Here is a 19,092-nt window from a genome sequence, read left to right as displayed (position 1 = left end):
TATGATTTCAATGAAAAGCCTGACCAAAGTGTTTGGTCAAACCAAAGTGGTGGATAGCGCGAGCGCAGAGTTCGAAAAAGGTAAAGTCACCTCTATTATTGGCCCTAATGGGGCAGGAAAAAGTACCTTACTATCTATGGCGAGCCGCTTAGTTAGTAAGGATCAAGGCGAAGTACTGATTGATTGCAAAGAGCTGAGCCAGTGGGATACGAAAGAGCTGGCGAAAAGATTGGCGGTACTGCGCCAAGCCAATAACATCACCATGCGCTTTACCGTTAGAGAGATGATCGCCTTTGGTCGATTTCCCTATTCACAAGGTAAGCTGACCGATGAAGACCAGACGGTCATCGATAAGGCGATTGAGTATCTTGATTTGGTCGAGATTCAACACAAATATCTCGATGAGTTAAGTGGCGGTCAAAGGCAGCTCTCTTTTATTGCCATGGTTATGGCGCAGGACACCGATTACGTGTTTTTGGATGAGCCACTGAACAATCTCGACATTAAACATTCTTTGCAGATCATGCGCAATGTTGGAAGACTTGCTCATGAGATGAAGAAAACGGTTGTGGTTGTGATTCATGACATTAACTTTGCAGCCTGTTATTCAGACAAAATCATCGCGCTCAAGAAGGGTAAGGTAGTGGCGCAGGGCAGTGTTGAAGAGGTGATTCAGTCTGACATTTTAGAAAGCATTTACGAAACGCCATTCAATATTATTGAAGTGGATGGTAAACGTATGTGCACTTATTATTAAGGCTTAGTCCACAACTGAAAGACCTCCAAATCGGAGGTCTTTTGCTATTAGGATGCGAGAGAGATTACTCATTTTTCGTTAAGTCTTCGATAATTGGGCAGTCACTGCCAGAGTCACCAGGGCAGGCAGAAACCCAACTCTTGAGCTGTTTTTCAATCTCTTTTAATTCTCGAATTTTTAGCTCAACCTCTTTGAGCTTCTCTTTTGCTTTCGCTTTGACTTCACTGCTCTTACGGTTTGGATTAGAGGCTAAATGGACAAACTCTTTGCACTCGACCAGAGAAAACCCGGCATTCTTGGCGCGAGAGATCAGGTTCAGTTGATTGACGTGTTGTTGGGAATACTCCCGGTAACCAGATTCACTGCGCAGTGGGGCAGTGATCAACCCTTTATCTTCATAGAGGCGGATTGATTTGCTTGATAATCCCGTCAGTTTAGAGACAACACCAATATTCATAGCCAAACCTTAAAACAAAATCGAATGCAATACTTCAAATAGGTGCGATCTTTTTACTACTTTTATTCCCAAGTTGAAAGCGCTAGACGTAAAAAAGCCCACCTACAAGAGGTGGGCTGCGCTGAAATTGGTCAGCAGTTTGGACAGCTTGTTAGGGCTTATAGGTAGTAACGAGCACCGATTAGCCACTTGTTATCTGTTTCACGGTTGTTCTTGTCGTTTAGATCGAACTGGTAAGCCGTGTAAGTGATAAACTTAGGCGTAAAGTTGTACTCAGCTTGTAGAGCAAGCTCTTCACGTGCAGTGTCTTTTTCTGAAGACTTAGTTTCTTTACCTTCAACCTTCTCGTAGTTCATGATTAGGTTTAGGCTGTTTTCGAACGCGTAAGATACTAGACCTTCGTATGCTGTGCTCTCTTCAAGTAGAGTAGTACCGCTGTTGTTCATGTTTTCGTTAGATGCGTATACACCAGCAACATAAACGCCTTTACCGTAGGTACCGTACTTAGCAGATACTAGGTGAGATTTTGCTTTCTCTTTCTTCGTTGAAGTTCCTTCAACAAAATCGCCCGTGTTGTATGTGTAGCCCAATTGAGCACCCGCGATAGCATAAGTTAGAGCTGCTTGTACGCGATCATCATACTTGAAGCCACCAGTTACAGTGTTGCTATCATCACGAGTTAAGTCATCGTTAGTACCTTGCCAACCTAGAGCGAAAGATAGTTCACCAGCTTGGTCAAAATCAAAACCGTTGCGGTAGCTCACCATTTTATCTGCACGACCTGTACCTAGCGCACCGTGGTTGTCATAGATAAAGTCGTTAGCGAAAGCGATAGGCATATCAGCAACGCCTGCTACATCGTAGTAAGGTGCCCACTGAGTACCTACTACAGCGCGGCCGTATGAGTCGTGTGAAAGACCAACGTAACCTAGACGAGTAGTAAATGAATTCTCACCACCGTTTAGGTAGTTCAGTGCCCATTCACCTTTAGCGTCAGCAGTGAAGCCATTACCTAGCTCTTGAGTCGCGTTAAAGTTGATACGTGGCGAGTTAGTACCTACGTCAGCATCACCTTTTTCAGAGTCGTTTACGTTTACAGAAACGTGGCCGCCGATAGAAAAAGTTGTGCCGTCGTTGTTGTAAAGTTCAACAGCAAAAGAAGAAGCAGAAACAGATGCGATAGCAACCGCTAGAATCGTTTTTTTCATGATAAAGTCCATATTATTAAGCCTTAATTCGGCTTTCATTGCTCGTGTTTATACGATGAGCAGACTTTAAAACGAAAGTTCACAAAACGGTCACAAAACAAAATAAAATGTTAAAAGAGAAATAATGCATTGTGATTACAATGACTTATGGCTGTAATAATTTGTTACATTAGGTTTTTTTATAAGTACGGTTTATTACTTATAACTAGTGTAAATATTTGATATCTGATGTCTTTGTTGGGTTGATTGAATCTGAGCGGAATTCTCTTTTTGAGTCGCAATCGAAATAGGTGGAATGCCGTACTCTTTCTTAAACGCATTGGTAAAATTCGCGGGGTGATTATAGCCTGCTTCATAGGCTGCTTCGGTAATTGTCACTAAGCCACGCTCCAAATGTTGTTTTGCCACATCAAGTCGACGTCTGCGAATAAAGCCACTGACAGTCACGCCAAGTTGCTGTTTAAATTTGCGTTGCAGATTAGAGCTACTCATGGAGAAATGCTCAGCGACGAGGTCAACCGATAATGGATCGCCCAAGTGCGATTCGATATAACAGACAATATCTTCAACTGGCGAAGGTATTCCGACACTTTTGTCTGTCTCCTTAGAGTTGAAATTCTCCGTTGCCAACTTGCCAAACACTGATTCGATAAGTTGAAATGCAATCGATTCTAGTGCGATCTTTTCCTCGAATGAGTTGGCTTGATAAAGACTCATTGCACGTGTCACTAAACTTTCTATCTCGGGGGTAACATCAAATTGAAGGAAGTTTTTATGGTTGGCGATGAACTGGCTTACCTGACAGTTGCCATTAGTGCGCGCTTGGATCCAATCATGGTTCATCATGATATTGAGTTTGGTCACGCAATTATTTTTAGTGATCTGCCGACGGAAGTTTGTAGGTTGATTGAGATTAACCAAGGTGACTTTTCCGCATTGACTAGAGTCCAGCTTAAACTCTAAGTCGTCGTAGCTAAATCTCAGCTTGCCTTCAAGCAGGACGGTTATGATCACCGAGGAAGGCGCCATAGAAACAACGTTCGAGTCTTGTAACTCAAGACTTCTACATCCATGCATATTGACGCGTTGGGCAACGTTGTAGGAAAGAAACTGCCCTTCAACAAGAGGGGCTTGACCATGTTTAGTCTCACCGACGATGAGCTGCTTTTCTGACTCTTCTACTTTTTGAGTAATGGCTACTTTACGTAATCTATGTGTATTGAGTTCAGCGGTTGGCATATGGCAGTTCCTCATAAGCGGTATGCAGTTTTGCATAAGCTATTAATCTTTTAGTTAATCGATAACAACCATATCATACGTGCGAATTATTATCATTTACATTTAGGGATAGTCGCATGAATAGGGTAACTAATCGCCCCCAAAACCTCTCTTTAATCACGCTTGCTGTGTGTACAGCGCTTAGTAGCGGCGCGCTCGCGCAAGAGGTCACTCACCTTGAAGATGTTGTCGTATGGGGTACTAAGGTTTCGAGTAGCTCAGAATCACTTGGTGCCGGTGATATGTCACTTAAGCAAGCGGATCATATGTCGGATCTTCTGCGTGATGTACCTGGTGTCGATGTGGGCGGTACTCACTCAGTTAACCAACGAATCAACATTCGTGGTCTTGGCGAAACAGACTTAGATATTCGCTTAGATGGGGCTTCTCAACACGCCAATATGTTCCACCACATTGGCAACCTGACGTTAAACCCAGATATTCTCAAGACGGCAGAAATTCAAGTCGGTAACAACTCGGTGACGCAAAATGGTCTTGGTGGTTCGGTTTACTTCGAAACTAAAGACGCCAAAGACCTATTACGCGGAGACGAGAAGTTTGGTACGCGCGTGTATGGCGGTTACGCAAGCAACGCCAGCCAACAAGGCTCTGCGACATTCTATGGTCTGCTGGGTGAGAAGTTTGATTCCATGCTGTATGGCAACTGGGTGTCACGTGACAACTTCAAAGACGGTAACGGGAATAAGACATTTGGTGTCAAAGGTGATACATACAATATTCTAGGTAAGTTAGGCTATGAGCCTTCAGATCTTCACCGATTTGAGCTTGCCTACGACCTCTACCGTGATAGCGGTGATTACAGCCCACGCCCTGATTGGTCAGGCTCGGCAAACAATGAGCGTTCTGGCAAGGAAACGATCCCAACCGATTATGATCGTGATACGGTGACTTTATCTTATGAGCTAAAAGGTGATGTTCATAAAGGTAAGGTGACACTTTATTCCAGCCAAACTGAGATCGTTCGTGATGAGTCGGGTGTGACGAGTCGCTGGCCAGTAGACCGTTTATCGGTAAACCGTGCCGAAAATAAAAATGTTGGTGTCAATGCGAAGTTCCAAAGCGATTACCAAATTGGCCTTTTAGATAGTACCGTGACTTATGGTTTAGACTACATAGACAAAACCAGTAAGAGTATATACGGCGGCGTCGTATTTGCCGACGAATCTGCAATCAATAATGCCTTCTTCGCTGAAAACCAAATGTACATTACCGATTTTTGGTCAGTGACTGCGGGTGTTCGCTACGATGATTACAAGCGCAAAGCCGCAACGGGCACTTCGAATTTTGATGATGTGACTTGGTCACTTGCGACCGAATGGGACGTAACCAATGATTGGACTCTGTTCGCGAGCACAAGAAGCTTGTTTAAAGGCCCAGAACTGCTTGAAACCTTTATTAAGTATCAACCAACAACGCAGCTAGCAAGCGATATTAAAGCCGAAACAGGTCAAAATACGCAGGGCGGCGTTCGCTTTAATAAGCAAGTAAACAGCCATTTCTTTGGAGCGAGTTTAACTGCCTTTAAAACTCAAATAGACGATTACATTGCAGAAGATTATCAACGATCTACTCAAGGCTACCTGATTTACAACAAAGGGGATGTTGAGTTTACTGGGTTCGAACTCAGTGCCACGTACGGATACGAAGCGTTTAATTCTAAATTGTCTTACTCACGCTCTGACAACAAAGATGTGACTAATGGCGGGCCGGTACTCGATGCCAATGATAGAAGCATGGATATCGGTGATAGCATTGCGCTAACTCTAGATTACCAAGCAGACTCTATTGACGTCTTGTTCGGTTGGACATCAATTGTGGTGCTCGAAGAAAACAATGTCCTCGAAGGAAAAGCGGTGAAGGAGGGTTACAACGTACATAACCTTTATGCTCAGTGGATTCCTTCAAATGTCGAAGATCTATCGGTTACGTTCGGAATCGACAACATCTTTGACGAAGCTTATGTATCACATGCCTCTAAAACAGGTGATGCACGAGGCATTATCGCGGATGACTATGAGCCCGGCCGTAACTTCAAGCTGTCAGCCGCATACCAGTTCTAATTTAACGCTTTATTTTATTTGATCCATTTGAACTTTGAACATTTTGCTGTCCTTCGGGGCAGCTTTTTTAGTTTACTTTGGCAAGCTCTGAAATGATTGGCGGGTTATGTAATAAAGTCCAATTAATGGCGCTATGAATTTCCAATGGTGGGCTGTAGTAAAAGCCTTGTATGTAGTCACATCCTTGGCTCTTAAGAATATCGAGCACAGTTTTATCTTCAACACCCTCCGCTACTACGGTGTAGCCAAGACCATGCGCAAGCGATATGGCATTGGCGACGATAGAGCCGTTTCGCTCGTTTTTCTCTAGTTTGTACAAAAACGAACGGTCGATCTTAATTTGGTCAACAGGTAAGTCTCTGAGTAAAGAAAGCGATGAATATCCCGTCCCAAAATCATCTAGGCTGATCTTAAAACCGAGCTTTCGTATATTCTCTAGAAGCTTTTCAGGGCTTCGCAGGCGATTAATCGCGGTGCTCTCGGTGATTTCTAGAACGATACAATCAGTAATCTTGCTATTTTTTTCGATTAGCTCTAGCAGTTTCGCTTCTAACTTGGAGCCCATTAAATCCTTGGCTGATAGATTGACGTGTATAGGATAGTGGATACCTTGGGTTTCAAACGTTTTGATATCTTGTGTAACTTGATCAAGTACCCAAGCAGTAATCGACGTGATTTTGTTACTGTGCTCGGCGATGGGGATGAAATCGATCGGGCTAATGGTCGTTCCATCTTTAGTGATCCAGCGAATCAAGGCTTCATAGCCGCTGACAATGCCATGGACGCTGCACAAGATAGGTTGGTAGTAGATTTGAAACTCATTCTCTTCGAGGGCTTTATCTATGTTGCGGGAAATTTCGAGTTTTCGTCTGGCACCTTGGCTCATAGTGTCGTCGTAAATCGCAAAAGGTCTTCCCGCTTTTTTCGCCCAATACATTGCGATGTCTGACGCGTTGATCATTTGCTCTGCATCAGAGCCATGCAACGGAAACTGACTAATGCCTATGCTCGCGCTGGTGGTGAGTTCAAAACCGTCAACAGAGAAAGGCAAGTGAAGCTCTTGATTAATTCTTTTAGCTGCATGTTTTATGTCTAACTCAGGGCGAAGTGGAGCAATAACGATGAATTCATCACCGCCGATTCGGGCAATAAAATCACCTTTCTCTAATAGTGAGCTAATACGTTGTCCGATTTGTACTAGCAGTTGATCGCCACAAAAATGTCCCATGCCGTCATTGACCTGTTTAAAGTTGACGACATCAAGCAGCATTAGGTCAAAGGGCTTATCGTGCTCAATTAATAGCTCGATTGTTTCTATACAGTGTTTACGGTTCGGCAAATTGGTTAAAGGATCATGCAATGCATTGTACTTTTCTTGTCTGACTAATGTTTTAAGTTGAACTATGGTGGTGAAACTGTAGGAAACGACGGTATAAACGAAAATGCTGCCACAGAAGAGAATCGCGCTTAATCCGAGCAAAATTGGGCTGATTGATTTTTCTGCTAGTAGAGACATCAGCACAAATGAATAGCCAACGACAAAGCTCACAATCAAGCAGTATAGCCAGCGCCAGCCAGCATGTTTGGTCTGCTTACATATCTGAGTCGCAGTTTTTAAGCCCGCTAGAAGCAGGCACAGGCCAATAAGTACCAAACTGATTGCTAATGTAAACAAAACTACCTCTCACCGAGTGGTTGCTAAGTGATGTTTATGCCATTGACGCACTGATTGCATAAGCTCAGGCGTAACTAAAGTGTAGTGCGTTCTGGTTAGTAATAAAATTAACATTAATTTTTTAGTGTGAAATAAATCCACTATTGCGATAGATCAACAAAAGTTTGTTTGATTTGTTTAAAAAGACCAATAAAAGTTGAAAGATTCAAAAAATATTGAATAATGAGCACAACAACAATATAGAAGCGTAACGCTTCAGTTCACAGTCTGAAACAGGAACAAATCCATGTCGAACTCGTTTGTGCTGGTCATTAACTCTGGTAGCTCTTCATTAAAATTTGCTGTAATTGACTCTAAGTCTGGTGACGCAATCGTCAGTGGCTTAGGCGAATGCTTTGGTCTGCCAGAAGCAGTCATTAGCTGGAAATACAACGGCGAAAAAACTGAAGAGGTGATTGATGCGCCTGATAACCACCACCAGCACGCTATTAACCGAATCGTTGCGTTAATGGATACTCTTGGTTTCACTAAAGATTTAGTTGCCGTGGGTCACCGTATCGTTCATGGCGGGGAGAAGTTTACTTCTACAGTTCGTATTAATGACGAAGTACTTACAGAAATTGAGAATCTGTCTGATCTGGCACCGCTCCACAACCCAGCAGGCGCAAAAGGTATTAAGGCTTCTATGCAAGCTTTCCCAAGCCTTCCTCAGTTCGCTGTATTCGATACTGCGTTCCACCAAACTATGCCGCAAAAGGCGTTTACTGGTGCAATCTCTAACGAGCTGTATAAAGAATATGGTATCCGCCGATACGGTTTCCACGGCACTAGCCACTACTTTGTTAGCCGTGAAGCAGCGAAGATGCTAGACAAGAAGGTTGAAGAGTCTAACTTCATCTCTGTTCACCTTGGTAATGGTGCTTCTGTTTGTGCGATTGCAAACGGTGAATCGGTTGACACGTCAATGGGCTTTACTCCTCTTGCTGGTCTAATGATGGGCACTCGCTCTGGCGACTTAGACCCAGGTGTTATCGAGTTTCTAATCAAGAAAGGTTGGACGACTGAGAAAGTCTTTGAAACTCTAAACAAGAAATCAGGTTTCTTGGGTGTTTCTGGCCTAACCTCTGATGCTCGCGGTATTCTTGAAGCGATGGCAGAAGGTCACGAAGGCGCTAAGTTAGCCTTCGAAGTGTTTACCTACCGTGTTGCGAAATACATCGGTTCTTACATGATTCCACTAAACAGCCTAGATGCAGTTATCTTCACAGGTGGCATTGGTGAGAACTCATTAGACATTCGCCGTGAAATTCTAAACAATCTAAAACTGCTAGGTTTTGTTGAAGATGTTAAAGGCAACGAAGAGGCTCGCTTTGGTAACGCAGGCGTTATCGCGACTTCGGAACTGCTTGGCGCAGTGGCAATGGTTATCCCAACTAATGAAGAGTTTGTTATTGCGCAGCAGTCAGTAGAACTTCTGTAATACATCCAAACCATTAGACAAGAGCGAGCCCAAGTGGCTCGCTTTTTTTTTTACTTTCAATTAAATGTTCCGCTTTAGAGTGTTAACTGACTATGCGAATAGTTGGGCAGCACAGTATAAAAGCATGGCTGAAAGCGAATAGTTAATCGCTTTGCCATATGTTTGGAGTTGAGATTGCAATAGCTTTCCAGCAACAGCCCAGCATAGATTGCTTGCTAGTGCGATGATTGCGAGCACCAAGCTTGTACCTACTATCCATTTAATGTCTTGAGTGTATGGCAGCACAAAGGTCGAGATGGAAGTAATGCCATAAAGAAAAATTTTGACGTTAACAAACTGCAAACCGAAGCCTTTTAAGAAACTAATCCCATCAGCATGCTGAGATTTAGTCGCCGTATCACTTGTTGCAATCCCCCAAGCTAACCAAACGATGTAAACAGCACCGACCCAAGTTAGCAAAGGGGTAATAACGGGTAGTAAACCAACCATATGATAGGTAAAGAGCCCGCAAAGTAACATCAAGATTATATAGCCACAGAACATTCCCAAAATCGTCTTGGTCGATTGTTTGAACCCGCGGCTAGTTGCGACACTCATCGATAGAATATTGTTTGGGCCTGGCGTTATTGAAGTAACCAGAGCATAAGTTAAAAAAGCGCCTAAAATGGGTGTCATCTGTATCTCTCCTGTTTTTTTAAACTATACTTCCCCTTTATTGATTGAAAAATTAAATATATTTGAATCAAGACTTCAAAAAACTCGATGTAATTTTGGAAGTGTCGGCATGAACTTAAAACGATTTATTACGCTCAAAACGATTGTAGAAGAAGGCTCGTTTCTTAAAGCTTCGCAGAAGCTTTACTGCACTCAGTCGACGGTCACTTTCCAAATTAAACAACTAGAACAAGATCTCTCCTTGCAGTTGTTTGAGAAAATTGGCCGCAGAATGGTACTCACTCAAGCGGGAAAGAATGTTCTTCCTTACGTGAATGAACTGATAAGGGTAATGGAAAACATTGAGAAAACGGCACGGCATGAGAACTCAGAACCAAGTGGAGAGTTAAGAGTACTGGTCGCTGAAACTCTTCTAGCCTATAAAATGGCTGATATACTGAAAGCGTTTAGAATCAAAGCACCTAAAGTTCGGCTCTCTTTGAAGTCACAGAACTGTTATAACATTCGAGATGCACTGATTGCTGACAAAGCAGATTTAGGTATTTTCTATAGCGTAGGTAATGACGACGCCCTTGAATTACATGAGTTTGACGATGAGCCCTTGGTTTTGGTCGGCTCCACGCTTCTTCAAGAAATCGATTTCCAGCAACGGGAACAACATATTGATCTCGGATTTATCAGTAATGGTTCTATGTGTCTGTTTCGTCATACGTTCGAAAGTGTTATTCAAGAGCGAAGCATAACAATCGACAACATGATCGAGCTAAGCAGCATCAACACCATTAAGAACTGCGTTGAGAGTAATATTGGTATATCTTACCTTCCACGCTTTACCGTTGAAAAGGAGCTGAAAGAGGGGAGTTTACAAGAGCTTGAATTTACTCAATCTGCTCAAATGATTAAGCCTTTATGCGGCTACCATGCCGGTAAATGTGTCACACCCGCGATGAAAATATTTATAGAGTGCATGCGAGATGCGTTCTAGTGCCCAGTTCTTTTGGGTGTTGTTTACCATGAAAGATTATATATTGGTAAACATATGCTTTAACGGTGCGAAGGGCGTAATTTCTACCCAGCATAAAGTCACGAATGTACGCCAAGAACGGCGATTTGTTCATAATGAACACCTGTTTATTTATACATAATTTTTAGTTTGGCAAAGTAAGGCAGGATGTATAGAGATATTCTTGATTTTGCGGATAAGAATTCACAACGCTCAAGCTAAGCAACTGTTAGTTTTCAGATATTTGAGATATGGTTGCAGTTTGATATCAGCAATTGCAGAATTGTTCTGGCTAAGAGCTGCTAGCATTCTACATGGAGGACAAATGGAATTGTGCAAAGCTTCAGAAGAAGCTCACTGGGAGTTAGCCTCGAACATTTTACTTGAAGTTGTCGAACGTTGTAACGCTCGTAATGTACCATTGTGGACTAACGAGCAAGTACAGGTATCTTCACTCAAAAAGTCATACTCTTTAGATGGTTTGTATTTTTTTCAACATAATGGTGTGTTTGTAGGGTGTGTGTTTATATCCTTTGGGCTCGATGACTTTTGGAAAGATTTGCCAACAGATTCAAATAGCATGTTCTTTCACAAGCTAGCAATTACCAATTCTTCTAGCTCTAAGGGACTGGGTTCATTAGCTCTATCTGAAATCCGGTCGCTCGCAGAAAAACTGAACTGTGAATGGCTACGGTGTGACTGTCATGGTGGTAGGGAGCGTCTGCGGAATTTTTATGAACAGTTTGGTTTTGAGTTTGTTGATAGGCAAGTGATGTACGGCTTTGACGTAGCTCGATACCGAATGCTAACAAGTGCTTGAGGTCAGACTGTCAACCTATGGCATTTTTAGTTCGGTTTGAGTTTGGTGATTACGGTGGCCTGTTTGGGTTTAGTGCATTGGCAGCCGCTTAAGCAGGCGTTATAAGCACAACCAAAATTACACATAAGGATATTAATGCAAGAACTTCAAGGTGGGCGCGAAGGTCAGATTTTCCGTTCTGAAAATAAAATTTATCGACCACGTGGTAAGTGGACTTCAACTGTACATCGTTTGTTGTCACATATTGCCGAAAGTGGCTTTAATGCAGCACCTAAGCCTTATGGCTTCGATGATAATGGTAATGAAATTTTGTCTTATGTCGAAGGAGATGTTTTCAATTATCCGCTGAAAGGTAATATTGCTACGAATGAAGCGCTGTCATCTGCTGCTAGACTTCTTCGGTTTTACCATGATGCATCTAGTTCGTTTTTATCAAAACATTCGAACGAATCTCTAAAGTGGATGCTTCCCAGTCGAGAGCCTATAGAGGTTATCTGTCACGGAGATTATGCGCCCTATAATGTTTCGCTTATTGGCTCAGAAACTGTGGGCATTATTGACTTTGATACCGCACATCCAGCACCGAGAGTTTGGGATATTGCTTATGCGGTGTACACCTGGGCTCCATTCAAAACACATGAATATGATGCAATGGGTGACTTAAAATCTCAGTCTATGCGCGCCAAGCAGTTTTGCGATGCTTATGGTTTGCTAGAAAACGATCGTCAGGATTTAGTGAAAGCAATGACAGACCGAGTTCAAGCTTTGGTAGACCATATGCACAACGAAGCAAATAACGGTAATAAGGCTTTCATCGAAAACATTAAAAATGGGCATCATTTGGCTTACCTGTCAGACATCAAATATCTCAGCAGCCATGAGCAGTATATTACCGATGTTATGTTGGGTGAAAAATGCTTATAACAAACTGCTCAAGAGGGGCTATCAACGCGTGATGGTTTTGGTTTAAGTTGAGCTTAAGTGATTACGGTGAAGTCTTTAGGTCATGTGGCAGCGTTGCTCACAACTTAATTGGGCGATATGTGATTAGGAGGTTCCAATGAATAATGCAGTCAAAGAGCGCTTTTATGAATACCCTGAGAATGCTCGTGTTAGGTTAACGGAGCTACGAAATCTAGTCTTTAAAATTGCTTCTGAGTTGGAACTTGGTGAAGTCGATGAAACTCTTAAGTGGGGTGAACCAAGCTACAGTGTAAAAACAGGCAGTCCGCTAAGAATGGACTGGAAGCTCAAATCTCCCAACAATTATTACGTGTTCTTTAATTGCCAGACTAAGCTCATCTATACATTCAGGGAATTGTACGGTGAAGAGCTGGTGTTTCAGGGAAACAGAGCGATAGTTCTATCTTTAGCGAAGCCGATACCAGAAGCAGCAATTAAGTCATGTTTAGAGTTAGCTTTAACCTATCAGCAGAGAAAACATTTACCTCTTTTAGGCGCGTAGAAAAATTCACACAACAAACTGTTTAAGAGTAATTGGTAACGCGCGGCGTTTCTCGTTCCATCGTTGAGTTTTGTGTTTAAGACGTTGTTAGTATGGTTATATTACGTGTTAGTGTTGTGCACCTTAATACGGTGTTTAAGCTTATATCGGATGTAGGTATATATGGAAACGGAGAGATTAAGGTTAGTTCCTCCTTCAATGGAGCTTCAGCCTTTAATGCTAGAAGCAATAGTAGAAAGTCAAAATGAACTCGGAGAGTATTTACCTTGGGTTAAATATGCATTGACTGAATCGGAATCAATAGAGAATACAAAGCAAGCAATTAGTAACTTTGAAAATTTTGAAGGTGAACTGCGTTATTCACTCTTAGATAAAAATACCAACAACTTTGTAGGTGCAATTGGTCTAATCATTCGAGATAAAGACGTCCCTTATTTTGAAATTGGGTATTGGTTACGTAGCTCGTGTGTGGGGCATGGTTTTATGGTGGAAGCGGTTAAAGCACTAGAGAATTACGCATTTTTAGAACTCAAAGCCAATAGAATTGAAATTAAGGCGGCAGAGGAAAATGTTAGGAGTCGAGCAGTTGCAGAGCGATGTGGGTATATTTTTGAGGGCATATTGCGCAATGATCGAAAGCTGCCGTCAGGCCAGTTAAGTAGCACAGCCGTATATTCGAAAATAGGATTATAACGATTTTCAGTAAATCGGACTTCTAATACTCGGCACTTGTGGTTGTTCGGTGGTATAGAGTTTACGGTATTAGCTAAGTGTTGCTAGCTGTTTAGCAGGGCGTTCGGTTTCTTCATTCGCAATAATCTTCTGGTAGCAGTGCGTGGCCCGTGTTTTCAGCAAGATAGGTTAGGGCGTCAATCACTCGAATCGGTGTTAACAGGTTATCTTCATTGCAGTTATCGAGTTCGAATGTCAGGTAGATCTGGTTTTGCTCAACTTTCAGAAACAGGTTTCCTTGAGGTGTTCGATCTTGTGTTAAAGCGAATGTGCCAAGACCGATAAAGTGTGAACAGCTTAGGTTTCTCGTCGCGTAAACATCACATTTCAACTTGTGGGCCAATGCTAAGAAGTCGAGCAGCAAGTTGATCTGCTCATCAGAAACGTCATCAAGTGCTTTTATATGCGGTTCTTTGCAGAAACGTTCTAAATAGCTGATCATTTCGTCGATATCGTTGTTAAATAGCATCATTGCGTGTCCATATTGGCTAGCGTGCGATTGTACCTTTAGCGCACCAGTATCACAAAGCGTTTAGAGCAGAATTAGACTGCGCTGTAATTTTTCGATGAAGCAGGTTTAGTGTGTATGTTGGTTGGCTTAATTTACTTGGAAAGAATATGGATATTCAGAAAGCATCAATTGATGACTTAGATAAGGTGTTAAGCCTTGTTTCAGAAGTGTCGACTATAGACATTCTTCCTTTGTTTAGCGAACAAGGTAAAAAACAGTTTATCGAACGAGTCATTCCCGATTTACATACCGTGTTTGGTGGTGAAAACTTCTTAGCGATTAAAGCTGTATACGATGACCAGTTGCTCGGTTTCGCCGCTTTACGTGATGGAAACTATCTGACTCACCTGTTTGTCTCCAAGCAAGCACAAGGCTCAGGTTTGGGCCGAGATATGCTCAATCATTTGCTGGCTTCAACTGAATCTAAAGAGGTATCGCTGCGCTCTTCGATTAATGCGATGGGCTTTTACTGTCATAATGGTTTTACAGTTAGTGGAGATGAAGGCGAGGTGAATGGAATTCGCTTTGTCCCTATGTCGCTAATTCGTACATAGTATGTCTTCGAGACGTGCTTCTAACCTGTAGCACTTCTACTTCACTATAGATTCAGCGGTGAAGCATTTAATTCAGGCTGATACTTCGGCGCGCCTAAACGCGGAGTTTGATTGTCTCGCTCTCAATGAGTTTACAGCAGTATGCATTTGTATTTATATTCTGCTTCGCAAATCACTCTTTACCATACTTAGGCCTTTTTTAACTGGTGTACATTTTAGCCTCAAACAACGGGCTGATCTTTAAGGAGTAATTATGTATACCAGTAAATATTCTAACTTTTGGAGGCGCTTATTCGCCATTTTTATAGATGGGTTAGTTTTCTTACCATTGCAATGGATTGATGACTATGTGCTTTCTGGAGTGGTTGGCTCAGCAGGTATTTTCGTATGGGGAGTAGGTAGTTCAATATTAGGCATTACATACTATGTCTTTATGCATGCAAAATATGGTCAAACTATTGGTAAGATGGTGGCCAAGGTGAAAGTGCTAGATGTATCTGAAAGCCGTAATTTAACCATTAAGCAATCGTGCCTACGTGATATTGTCCCTATTATCTTGTTTCCAGTCACGATATACGCATACGCTCAAATCGTTTTTTACGGGCAGACTTATGAGAGTTTGGAACAAGGCCTATTGTTTATGTTTATCGGCCTCATGATGTTGGGTTGGGTTCTTTTAGAAACCATTTCCATGCTATTTAACGAGAAAAGACGAGCTATACATGATTACATAGCAGGCTCTGTCGTTGTCAGGACTTTTAAATAACGAATACTTCCAAGGAGGGAATGTGGACAATATCGAGATTAGGCCAGCAAACAAAGGCGATGTAGAAACCATACATCGATTCATAACAGACTTGGCGACGTATGAAAAAATGGAGAGTGAGGTCAAGGCCACTGTCTCGGATATCGAAGCTAGCTTGTTTTCTCCACAATCTACGGCTCATGCCATTATTTGTGAGTTCAAGGGCGAGCCAATTGGCTTCGCGGTTTACTTTTTCAATTATTCTACTTGGCTAGGTAAGAACGGTCTTTATTTGGAAGACTTGTATGTCTCTCCAGAATATCGAGGGATAGGTGGAGGAAAGGAAATTCTCAAATACTTAGCCAATCTAGCTCTGGAGGCAAACTGTGGTCGCTTTGAGTGGTGCGTTTTGGATTGGAATGAACCTGCAATAGATTTTTATAAGTCGATTGGAGCTAGACCTTTAGACGGGTGGAGCATTTACCGTTTGGCTGGTGACGAGTTAGTCGATTTTGCTCGATAACCATCGCGCTGTAATTACCGTATCCGATGATCTACCTATTGAAATTTGGCTTCGCGTCAGTAGTGGTTGTTTCAAATCAACTTAGTGAATAACATGGTACTTAAAATAGTCTGACGACATAAGTGATTGAGTGAAAGCCAAACATGGAGGTGTGGTATGCACAAAAAAATTACCGGTGGTTGCTGCTGTGAAAGTGTTGCTTTTAAAGTGAAGGACGACTTTGGTAAGTTTTATTTCTGTCATTGTGAACAGTGTAGAAAGCTTACCGGTTCGGCTCATGCTTCGAACTTGTTTACCTCTCCTTCGAATATTCAGTGGACGAAAGGGGAAGACAAAATAAAACGTTTTGACCATCCTACTCGATCGTTTTCGAAAGCGTTTTGCATCGAGTGTGGTTCCGGTTTGCCGTATCTGAGTCAAAGTGGGAAGTTTTTAATTGTTCCTGCTGGCTCATTAAATGAAGAACCATCAAAAGAGTTAGATGCACAGATATTCTGTTCTGAGCAGACAAATTGGCATAAAGCCGGTTTACAAGCAGAACAAATGTTAGGTTTCCCTAAGTAGGCACCACAAACGAATGGAGTACAGCAAATGGATTTAAATTCGTTACTATTATTTGTCGTCGCTTGTTTAGCGATCAATATGATCCCCGGGCCCGACGTTATTTACATTGTATCGAATACAATGAAGGGCAAGTTGATAAGTGGGTTGAAGGCGGCACTGGGACTTGGTGTCGGTTACTTTATTCACACACTGGCAGCGTGTTTAGGCTTGTCTGCAATTATCCTTAGCTCTGCGGTTGCCTTTAGCGCGATAAAATGGCTGGGTGCGGCTTACTTAGTATATTTAGGTATTCAGTCACTACGCTCTATGTGGCGTGGTGAAAGCAAAATCATTACTAATACAGATATTGAAAAAGATAAAAGTGTTTTCTCACAAGGGGTAATTGTTAGTGTTCTCAATCCGAAGGTAGCGCTGTTTTTCCTCTCATTTTTACCTCAGTTTATCGAAACATCTAGCAGCTCAGTGTCGCTACAATTGTTAGTGCTCGGTTTATTGTTTAGCGTATTAGCGACACTGTGTAACCTTTTATACGCATCAGTGGGTAGTTGGGTGTTCAGTCGCCCCAATTCTCAGCGATATTCTCGTGTACTCGAAGGAGTCTCGGGGTGCCTGCTTATCGGGCTAGCAGGTAAAGTCGCCATTAGTGAACGCTAGAGTTATAACACTGCCTTGTGACTGACGGATAAACCTTGTCACTTTAACTTGGTGTCTATGGCGAGCTTTTGGAGTGAGAGTTTGCAGGTTGTTAATTAGCAGGAAGCTAGTAGAGGGTATATGAACATTGCGGTATTAACATTTGAAGGATTTAATGAGTTAGATTCCTTCATCGCTTCGAGCATTTTGAATCGAATGAAGGACGCTGGTTGGAATGTTCAGATCACTAGCCCCTCAAAATCGGTCACCTCGATGAATGGGGTGACAGTTCAGTCACAGCAATCTCTAGAATTTGCAAATAGTGCTGATGTCGTGTTGTTTGGGAGTGGCGCTCAAACTCGTAACATTGCGCAGGATCAGGACATTTTATCAAGGCTAAAGCTTGACCCACGAACGCAGATAATTGGTGGCCAATGTTCAGGAACTTTACTGATGTCTGTTCTTGGCTTGTTGCATCAAATCCCCGCTTGTACGGACCTCACGACAAAGCCTTGGGTGATTGAATCAGGCGTGACGGTTTTAGAGCAACCTTTTTATGCACATGGCAATATTGCGACAGCTGGTGGATGTTTGTCTTCTAAATATTTAGCTGCGTGGGTTATTGGCAAGCTATCGGGTAGGGCAAACGTTGAATCAGCGATCCATTACGTTGCACCAGTAGGTGAAAAAGAAAGTACCGTACAGCACTGTATGTCTGTAATTGAAGAGTATCTTTAGAAATACATAGAGCGAATTGACGATTGGTTTCGTCACAAAGCATGTGCATGTATTTTGTCAACTGGGGCGTTTGGTTGTATCGAGAAAGTTAGTATGAGACAGCAATCAGGCGAAGAAATATTGTATAACAAACTGTGTAACCAAAAGATTAATGCGAGTTAATGCGCTAATTCTGAAACAAGGAGTTTATGTTGTTCACGCTTTACTATTATCCAAATAATGCGAGTTTAGCGCCTCATTTTTTGCTTCATCACTTAAATGCAGACTATGAGCTATTGTTAGTCGACAAAAAATCAAACTCTCAAAAATCAGCGGATTATCTACGACTCAATCCTGCAGGGCGAATCCCGACATTGGTTGTGAATGAGCAAGCGATATTCGAAAGTCCTGCTATCTGTATTCATATCTGTGAGCTTCACCCGGAATCAAGCCTCATGCAAGCAATTGGCGATCCTAGTCGACCGCTGTTTTTCCAGTGGCTCGCATTTCTAAACAATACCCTGCAAGCTGAACTCATGGTTCGTTATTACCCGCATCGTCACACTAATGATGAAACGACTATTCCAAACCTTGTTATCGCTCAGGATGAAAGAATTGCCGACGCGCTTTCAATTATCAATGATCAGCTCGCAAAGAATGAGTACTTGTTGGGCGATACGCTAACAGCGTGTGACTACTTCTTATTCATGCTAGCTGAGTGGTCATTGCCAATTGAAAAGTCTCCACTTAGTTTTGCCAATCTAGCCGCCTACTTAAAGCGTTTGTGCGCAAACCCCACCATTAGGGAGGTTTGCACAATTGAAGGTATAGACCTTACGCCATTTGAATCGTACTGATAGGAGGAGGAAGCGTGCTAAGAATCTTAATTTTTGTGCTCGTGGTTAATGGGCTAGCCTCTTTTGCACTGCATGTCAGTGAGCTGCTATTTTCGGTTCCCGAACTGAACTTTGTCAGCGATTACTTTTTCTATGCTCTGCTGATCCAATGGAGCCTGAGTGGCCTCTTTCTGATTGCGAGGCCGGGCAAAGAGCCTTATTTAAGACATAGCCCTAACCCAGCAACAAGAATGGCAGCGTCAATAGCCGATGAACCTAAAGCTAATGACAGTCAGTCAAATTTTGATGTTGGCATTAGCATGTTGCTTTTTCTATCTGGTGCATTCAGTTTGTTGATGTGCATTGTGTTGTAGTGGG

22 protein-coding genes are annotated in these 19,092 nt (G+C 42.4%); 16 read left to right on the top strand and 6 right to left on the bottom strand.

What is annotated here, in order from left to right; all coding sequences use genetic code 11:
* Position 1 precedes the first annotated feature (1 nt).
* Positions 2-757, top strand: coding sequence for an iron chelate ABC transporter ATP-binding protein VctC (gene vctC / locus LYZ37_RS19940; RefSeq protein ID WP_272787303.1), 756 nt, complete (start codon positions 2-4; stop codon positions 755-757).
* 64 nt (positions 758-821) lie between these two features.
* On the opposite strand, the gene cueR is transcribed toward vctC, so the two are convergent.
* The 3 genes from cueR to LYZ37_RS19925 form a co-directional block, all read right to left on the bottom strand.
* Positions 822-1,214, bottom strand: a complete 393-nt coding sequence (gene cueR, locus LYZ37_RS19935; RefSeq protein ID WP_272787302.1) for a Cu(I)-responsive transcriptional regulator — start codon at positions 1,212-1,214, stop codon at positions 822-824.
* A 158-nt stretch (positions 1,215-1,372) separates the two neighbouring features.
* Positions 1,373-2,422: a porin gene (locus LYZ37_RS19930; RefSeq protein WP_272787301.1), complete on the bottom strand. Its 1,050-nt coding sequence runs from the start codon at positions 2,420-2,422 to the stop codon at positions 1,373-1,375.
* Positions 2,423-2,617: 195 nt separating this feature from the next.
* Positions 2,618-3,661: a helix-turn-helix domain-containing protein gene (locus LYZ37_RS19925; protein WP_272787300.1), complete on the bottom strand. Its 1,044-nt coding sequence runs from the start codon at positions 3,659-3,661 to the stop codon at positions 2,618-2,620.
* A gap of 116 nt (positions 3,662-3,777) precedes the next feature.
* Between LYZ37_RS19925 and LYZ37_RS19920 the strand changes: the two genes are divergently transcribed.
* Positions 3,778-5,781, top strand: a complete 2,004-nt coding sequence (locus tag LYZ37_RS19920) for a TonB-dependent siderophore receptor (protein ID WP_272787299.1) — start codon at positions 3,778-3,780, stop codon at positions 5,779-5,781.
* Between the two features lie 67 nt (positions 5,782-5,848).
* Here LYZ37_RS19920 and LYZ37_RS19915 read toward each other — a convergent pair whose 3' ends face one another.
* Complete coding sequence (locus tag LYZ37_RS19915) at positions 5,849-7,456, bottom strand: putative bifunctional diguanylate cyclase/phosphodiesterase (protein WP_272787298.1); 1,608 nt, start codon at positions 7,454-7,456, stop codon at positions 5,849-5,851.
* 286 nt (positions 7,457-7,742) lie between these two features.
* Here LYZ37_RS19915 and LYZ37_RS19910 point away from each other — a divergent pair, with 286 nt between their 5' ends.
* A complete protein-coding gene (locus tag LYZ37_RS19910; RefSeq protein WP_272787297.1) occupies positions 7,743-8,936 on the top strand; it encodes an acetate/propionate family kinase in 1,194 nt (397 codons plus the stop codon).
* A 90-nt stretch (positions 8,937-9,026) separates the two neighbouring features.
* Here LYZ37_RS19910 and eamB read toward each other — a convergent pair whose 3' ends face one another.
* On the bottom strand, positions 9,027-9,611 hold the full coding sequence (eamB, locus tag LYZ37_RS19905; protein ID WP_272787296.1) for a cysteine/O-acetylserine transporter: 585 nt from the start codon (positions 9,609-9,611) through the stop codon (positions 9,027-9,029).
* Between the two features lie 109 nt (positions 9,612-9,720).
* On the opposite strand from eamB, the gene LYZ37_RS19900 reads away from it, so the two are divergent.
* The 5 genes from LYZ37_RS19900 (at position 9,721) to LYZ37_RS19880 (ending at position 13,592) form a co-directional block, all read left to right on the top strand.
* The gene (locus LYZ37_RS19900; protein WP_272787295.1) at positions 9,721-10,596 is read left to right on the top strand and encodes a LysR family transcriptional regulator; all 876 of its coding nucleotides are present in this window, start codon (positions 9,721-9,723) and stop codon (positions 10,594-10,596) included.
* Between the two features lie 343 nt (positions 10,597-10,939).
* Positions 10,940-11,434, top strand: a complete 495-nt coding sequence (locus LYZ37_RS19895; protein ID WP_272787294.1) for a GNAT family N-acetyltransferase — start codon at positions 10,940-10,942, stop codon at positions 11,432-11,434.
* 135 nt (positions 11,435-11,569) lie between these two features.
* Positions 11,570-12,358 carry a phosphotransferase gene (locus LYZ37_RS19890; RefSeq protein ID WP_272787293.1) on the top strand — a complete coding sequence of 263 codons (789 nt, stop codon included), beginning with the start codon at positions 11,570-11,572 and terminating at the stop codon, positions 12,356-12,358.
* 136 nt (positions 12,359-12,494) lie between these two features.
* Positions 12,495-12,899, top strand: a complete 405-nt coding sequence (locus LYZ37_RS19885) for a DUF1801 domain-containing protein (protein ID WP_272787292.1) — start codon at positions 12,495-12,497, stop codon at positions 12,897-12,899.
* Between the two features lie 162 nt (positions 12,900-13,061).
* Entirely contained in the window at positions 13,062-13,592 is a 531-nt protein-coding gene (locus LYZ37_RS19880; RefSeq protein WP_272787291.1) for a GNAT family N-acetyltransferase, read from the top strand.
* 112 nt (positions 13,593-13,704) lie between these two features.
* Here LYZ37_RS19880 and LYZ37_RS19875 read toward each other — a convergent pair whose 3' ends face one another.
* Positions 13,705-14,100: a hypothetical protein gene (locus LYZ37_RS19875; protein WP_272788393.1), complete on the bottom strand. Its 396-nt coding sequence runs from the start codon at positions 14,098-14,100 to the stop codon at positions 13,705-13,707.
* A 149-nt stretch (positions 14,101-14,249) separates the two neighbouring features.
* Between LYZ37_RS19875 and LYZ37_RS19870 the strand changes: the two genes are divergently transcribed.
* The 8 genes from LYZ37_RS19870 (at position 14,250) to LYZ37_RS19835 (ending at position 19,088) form a co-directional block, all read left to right on the top strand.
* Positions 14,250-14,696, top strand: a complete 447-nt coding sequence (locus tag LYZ37_RS19870; RefSeq protein ID WP_272787290.1) for a GNAT family N-acetyltransferase — start codon at positions 14,250-14,252, stop codon at positions 14,694-14,696.
* A 253-nt stretch (positions 14,697-14,949) separates the two neighbouring features.
* On the top strand, positions 14,950-15,462 hold the full coding sequence (locus LYZ37_RS19865) for an RDD family protein (RefSeq protein WP_272787289.1): 513 nt from the start codon (positions 14,950-14,952) through the stop codon (positions 15,460-15,462).
* Between the two features lie 22 nt (positions 15,463-15,484).
* Positions 15,485-15,964, top strand: a complete 480-nt coding sequence (locus LYZ37_RS19860; RefSeq protein ID WP_272787288.1) for a GNAT family N-acetyltransferase — start codon at positions 15,485-15,487, stop codon at positions 15,962-15,964.
* A 156-nt stretch (positions 15,965-16,120) separates the two neighbouring features.
* Positions 16,121-16,528, top strand: coding sequence for a GFA family protein (locus LYZ37_RS19855; RefSeq protein WP_272787287.1), 408 nt, complete (start codon positions 16,121-16,123; stop codon positions 16,526-16,528).
* 27 nt (positions 16,529-16,555) lie between these two features.
* Positions 16,556-17,182 (top strand): LysE family translocator, encoded by a 627-nt coding sequence (locus LYZ37_RS19850; RefSeq protein WP_272787286.1) that lies wholly within the window; start codon positions 16,556-16,558, stop codon positions 17,180-17,182.
* A 120-nt stretch (positions 17,183-17,302) separates the two neighbouring features.
* A complete protein-coding gene (locus LYZ37_RS19845) occupies positions 17,303-17,899 on the top strand; it encodes a DJ-1/PfpI family protein (protein WP_272787285.1) in 597 nt (198 codons plus the stop codon).
* A 191-nt stretch (positions 17,900-18,090) separates the two neighbouring features.
* Positions 18,091-18,735 carry a glutathione S-transferase family protein gene (locus tag LYZ37_RS19840; protein ID WP_272788392.1) on the top strand — a complete coding sequence of 215 codons (645 nt, stop codon included), beginning with the start codon at positions 18,091-18,093 and terminating at the stop codon, positions 18,733-18,735.
* 14 nt (positions 18,736-18,749) lie between these two features.
* Complete coding sequence (locus LYZ37_RS19835; RefSeq protein WP_272787284.1) at positions 18,750-19,088, top strand: hypothetical protein; 339 nt, start codon at positions 18,750-18,752, stop codon at positions 19,086-19,088.
* The last annotated feature ends 4 nt before the right edge of the window (positions 19,089-19,092 follow it).

Source organism: Vibrio tubiashii (assembly GCF_028551255.1).
Classification (GTDB): Bacteria; Pseudomonadota; Gammaproteobacteria; order Enterobacterales; family Vibrionaceae; genus Vibrio; species Vibrio tubiashii_B.
The sequence above is the reverse complement of the archived record's forward strand: the minus strand, read 5'-3'. Positions and strand labels throughout refer to the sequence as shown.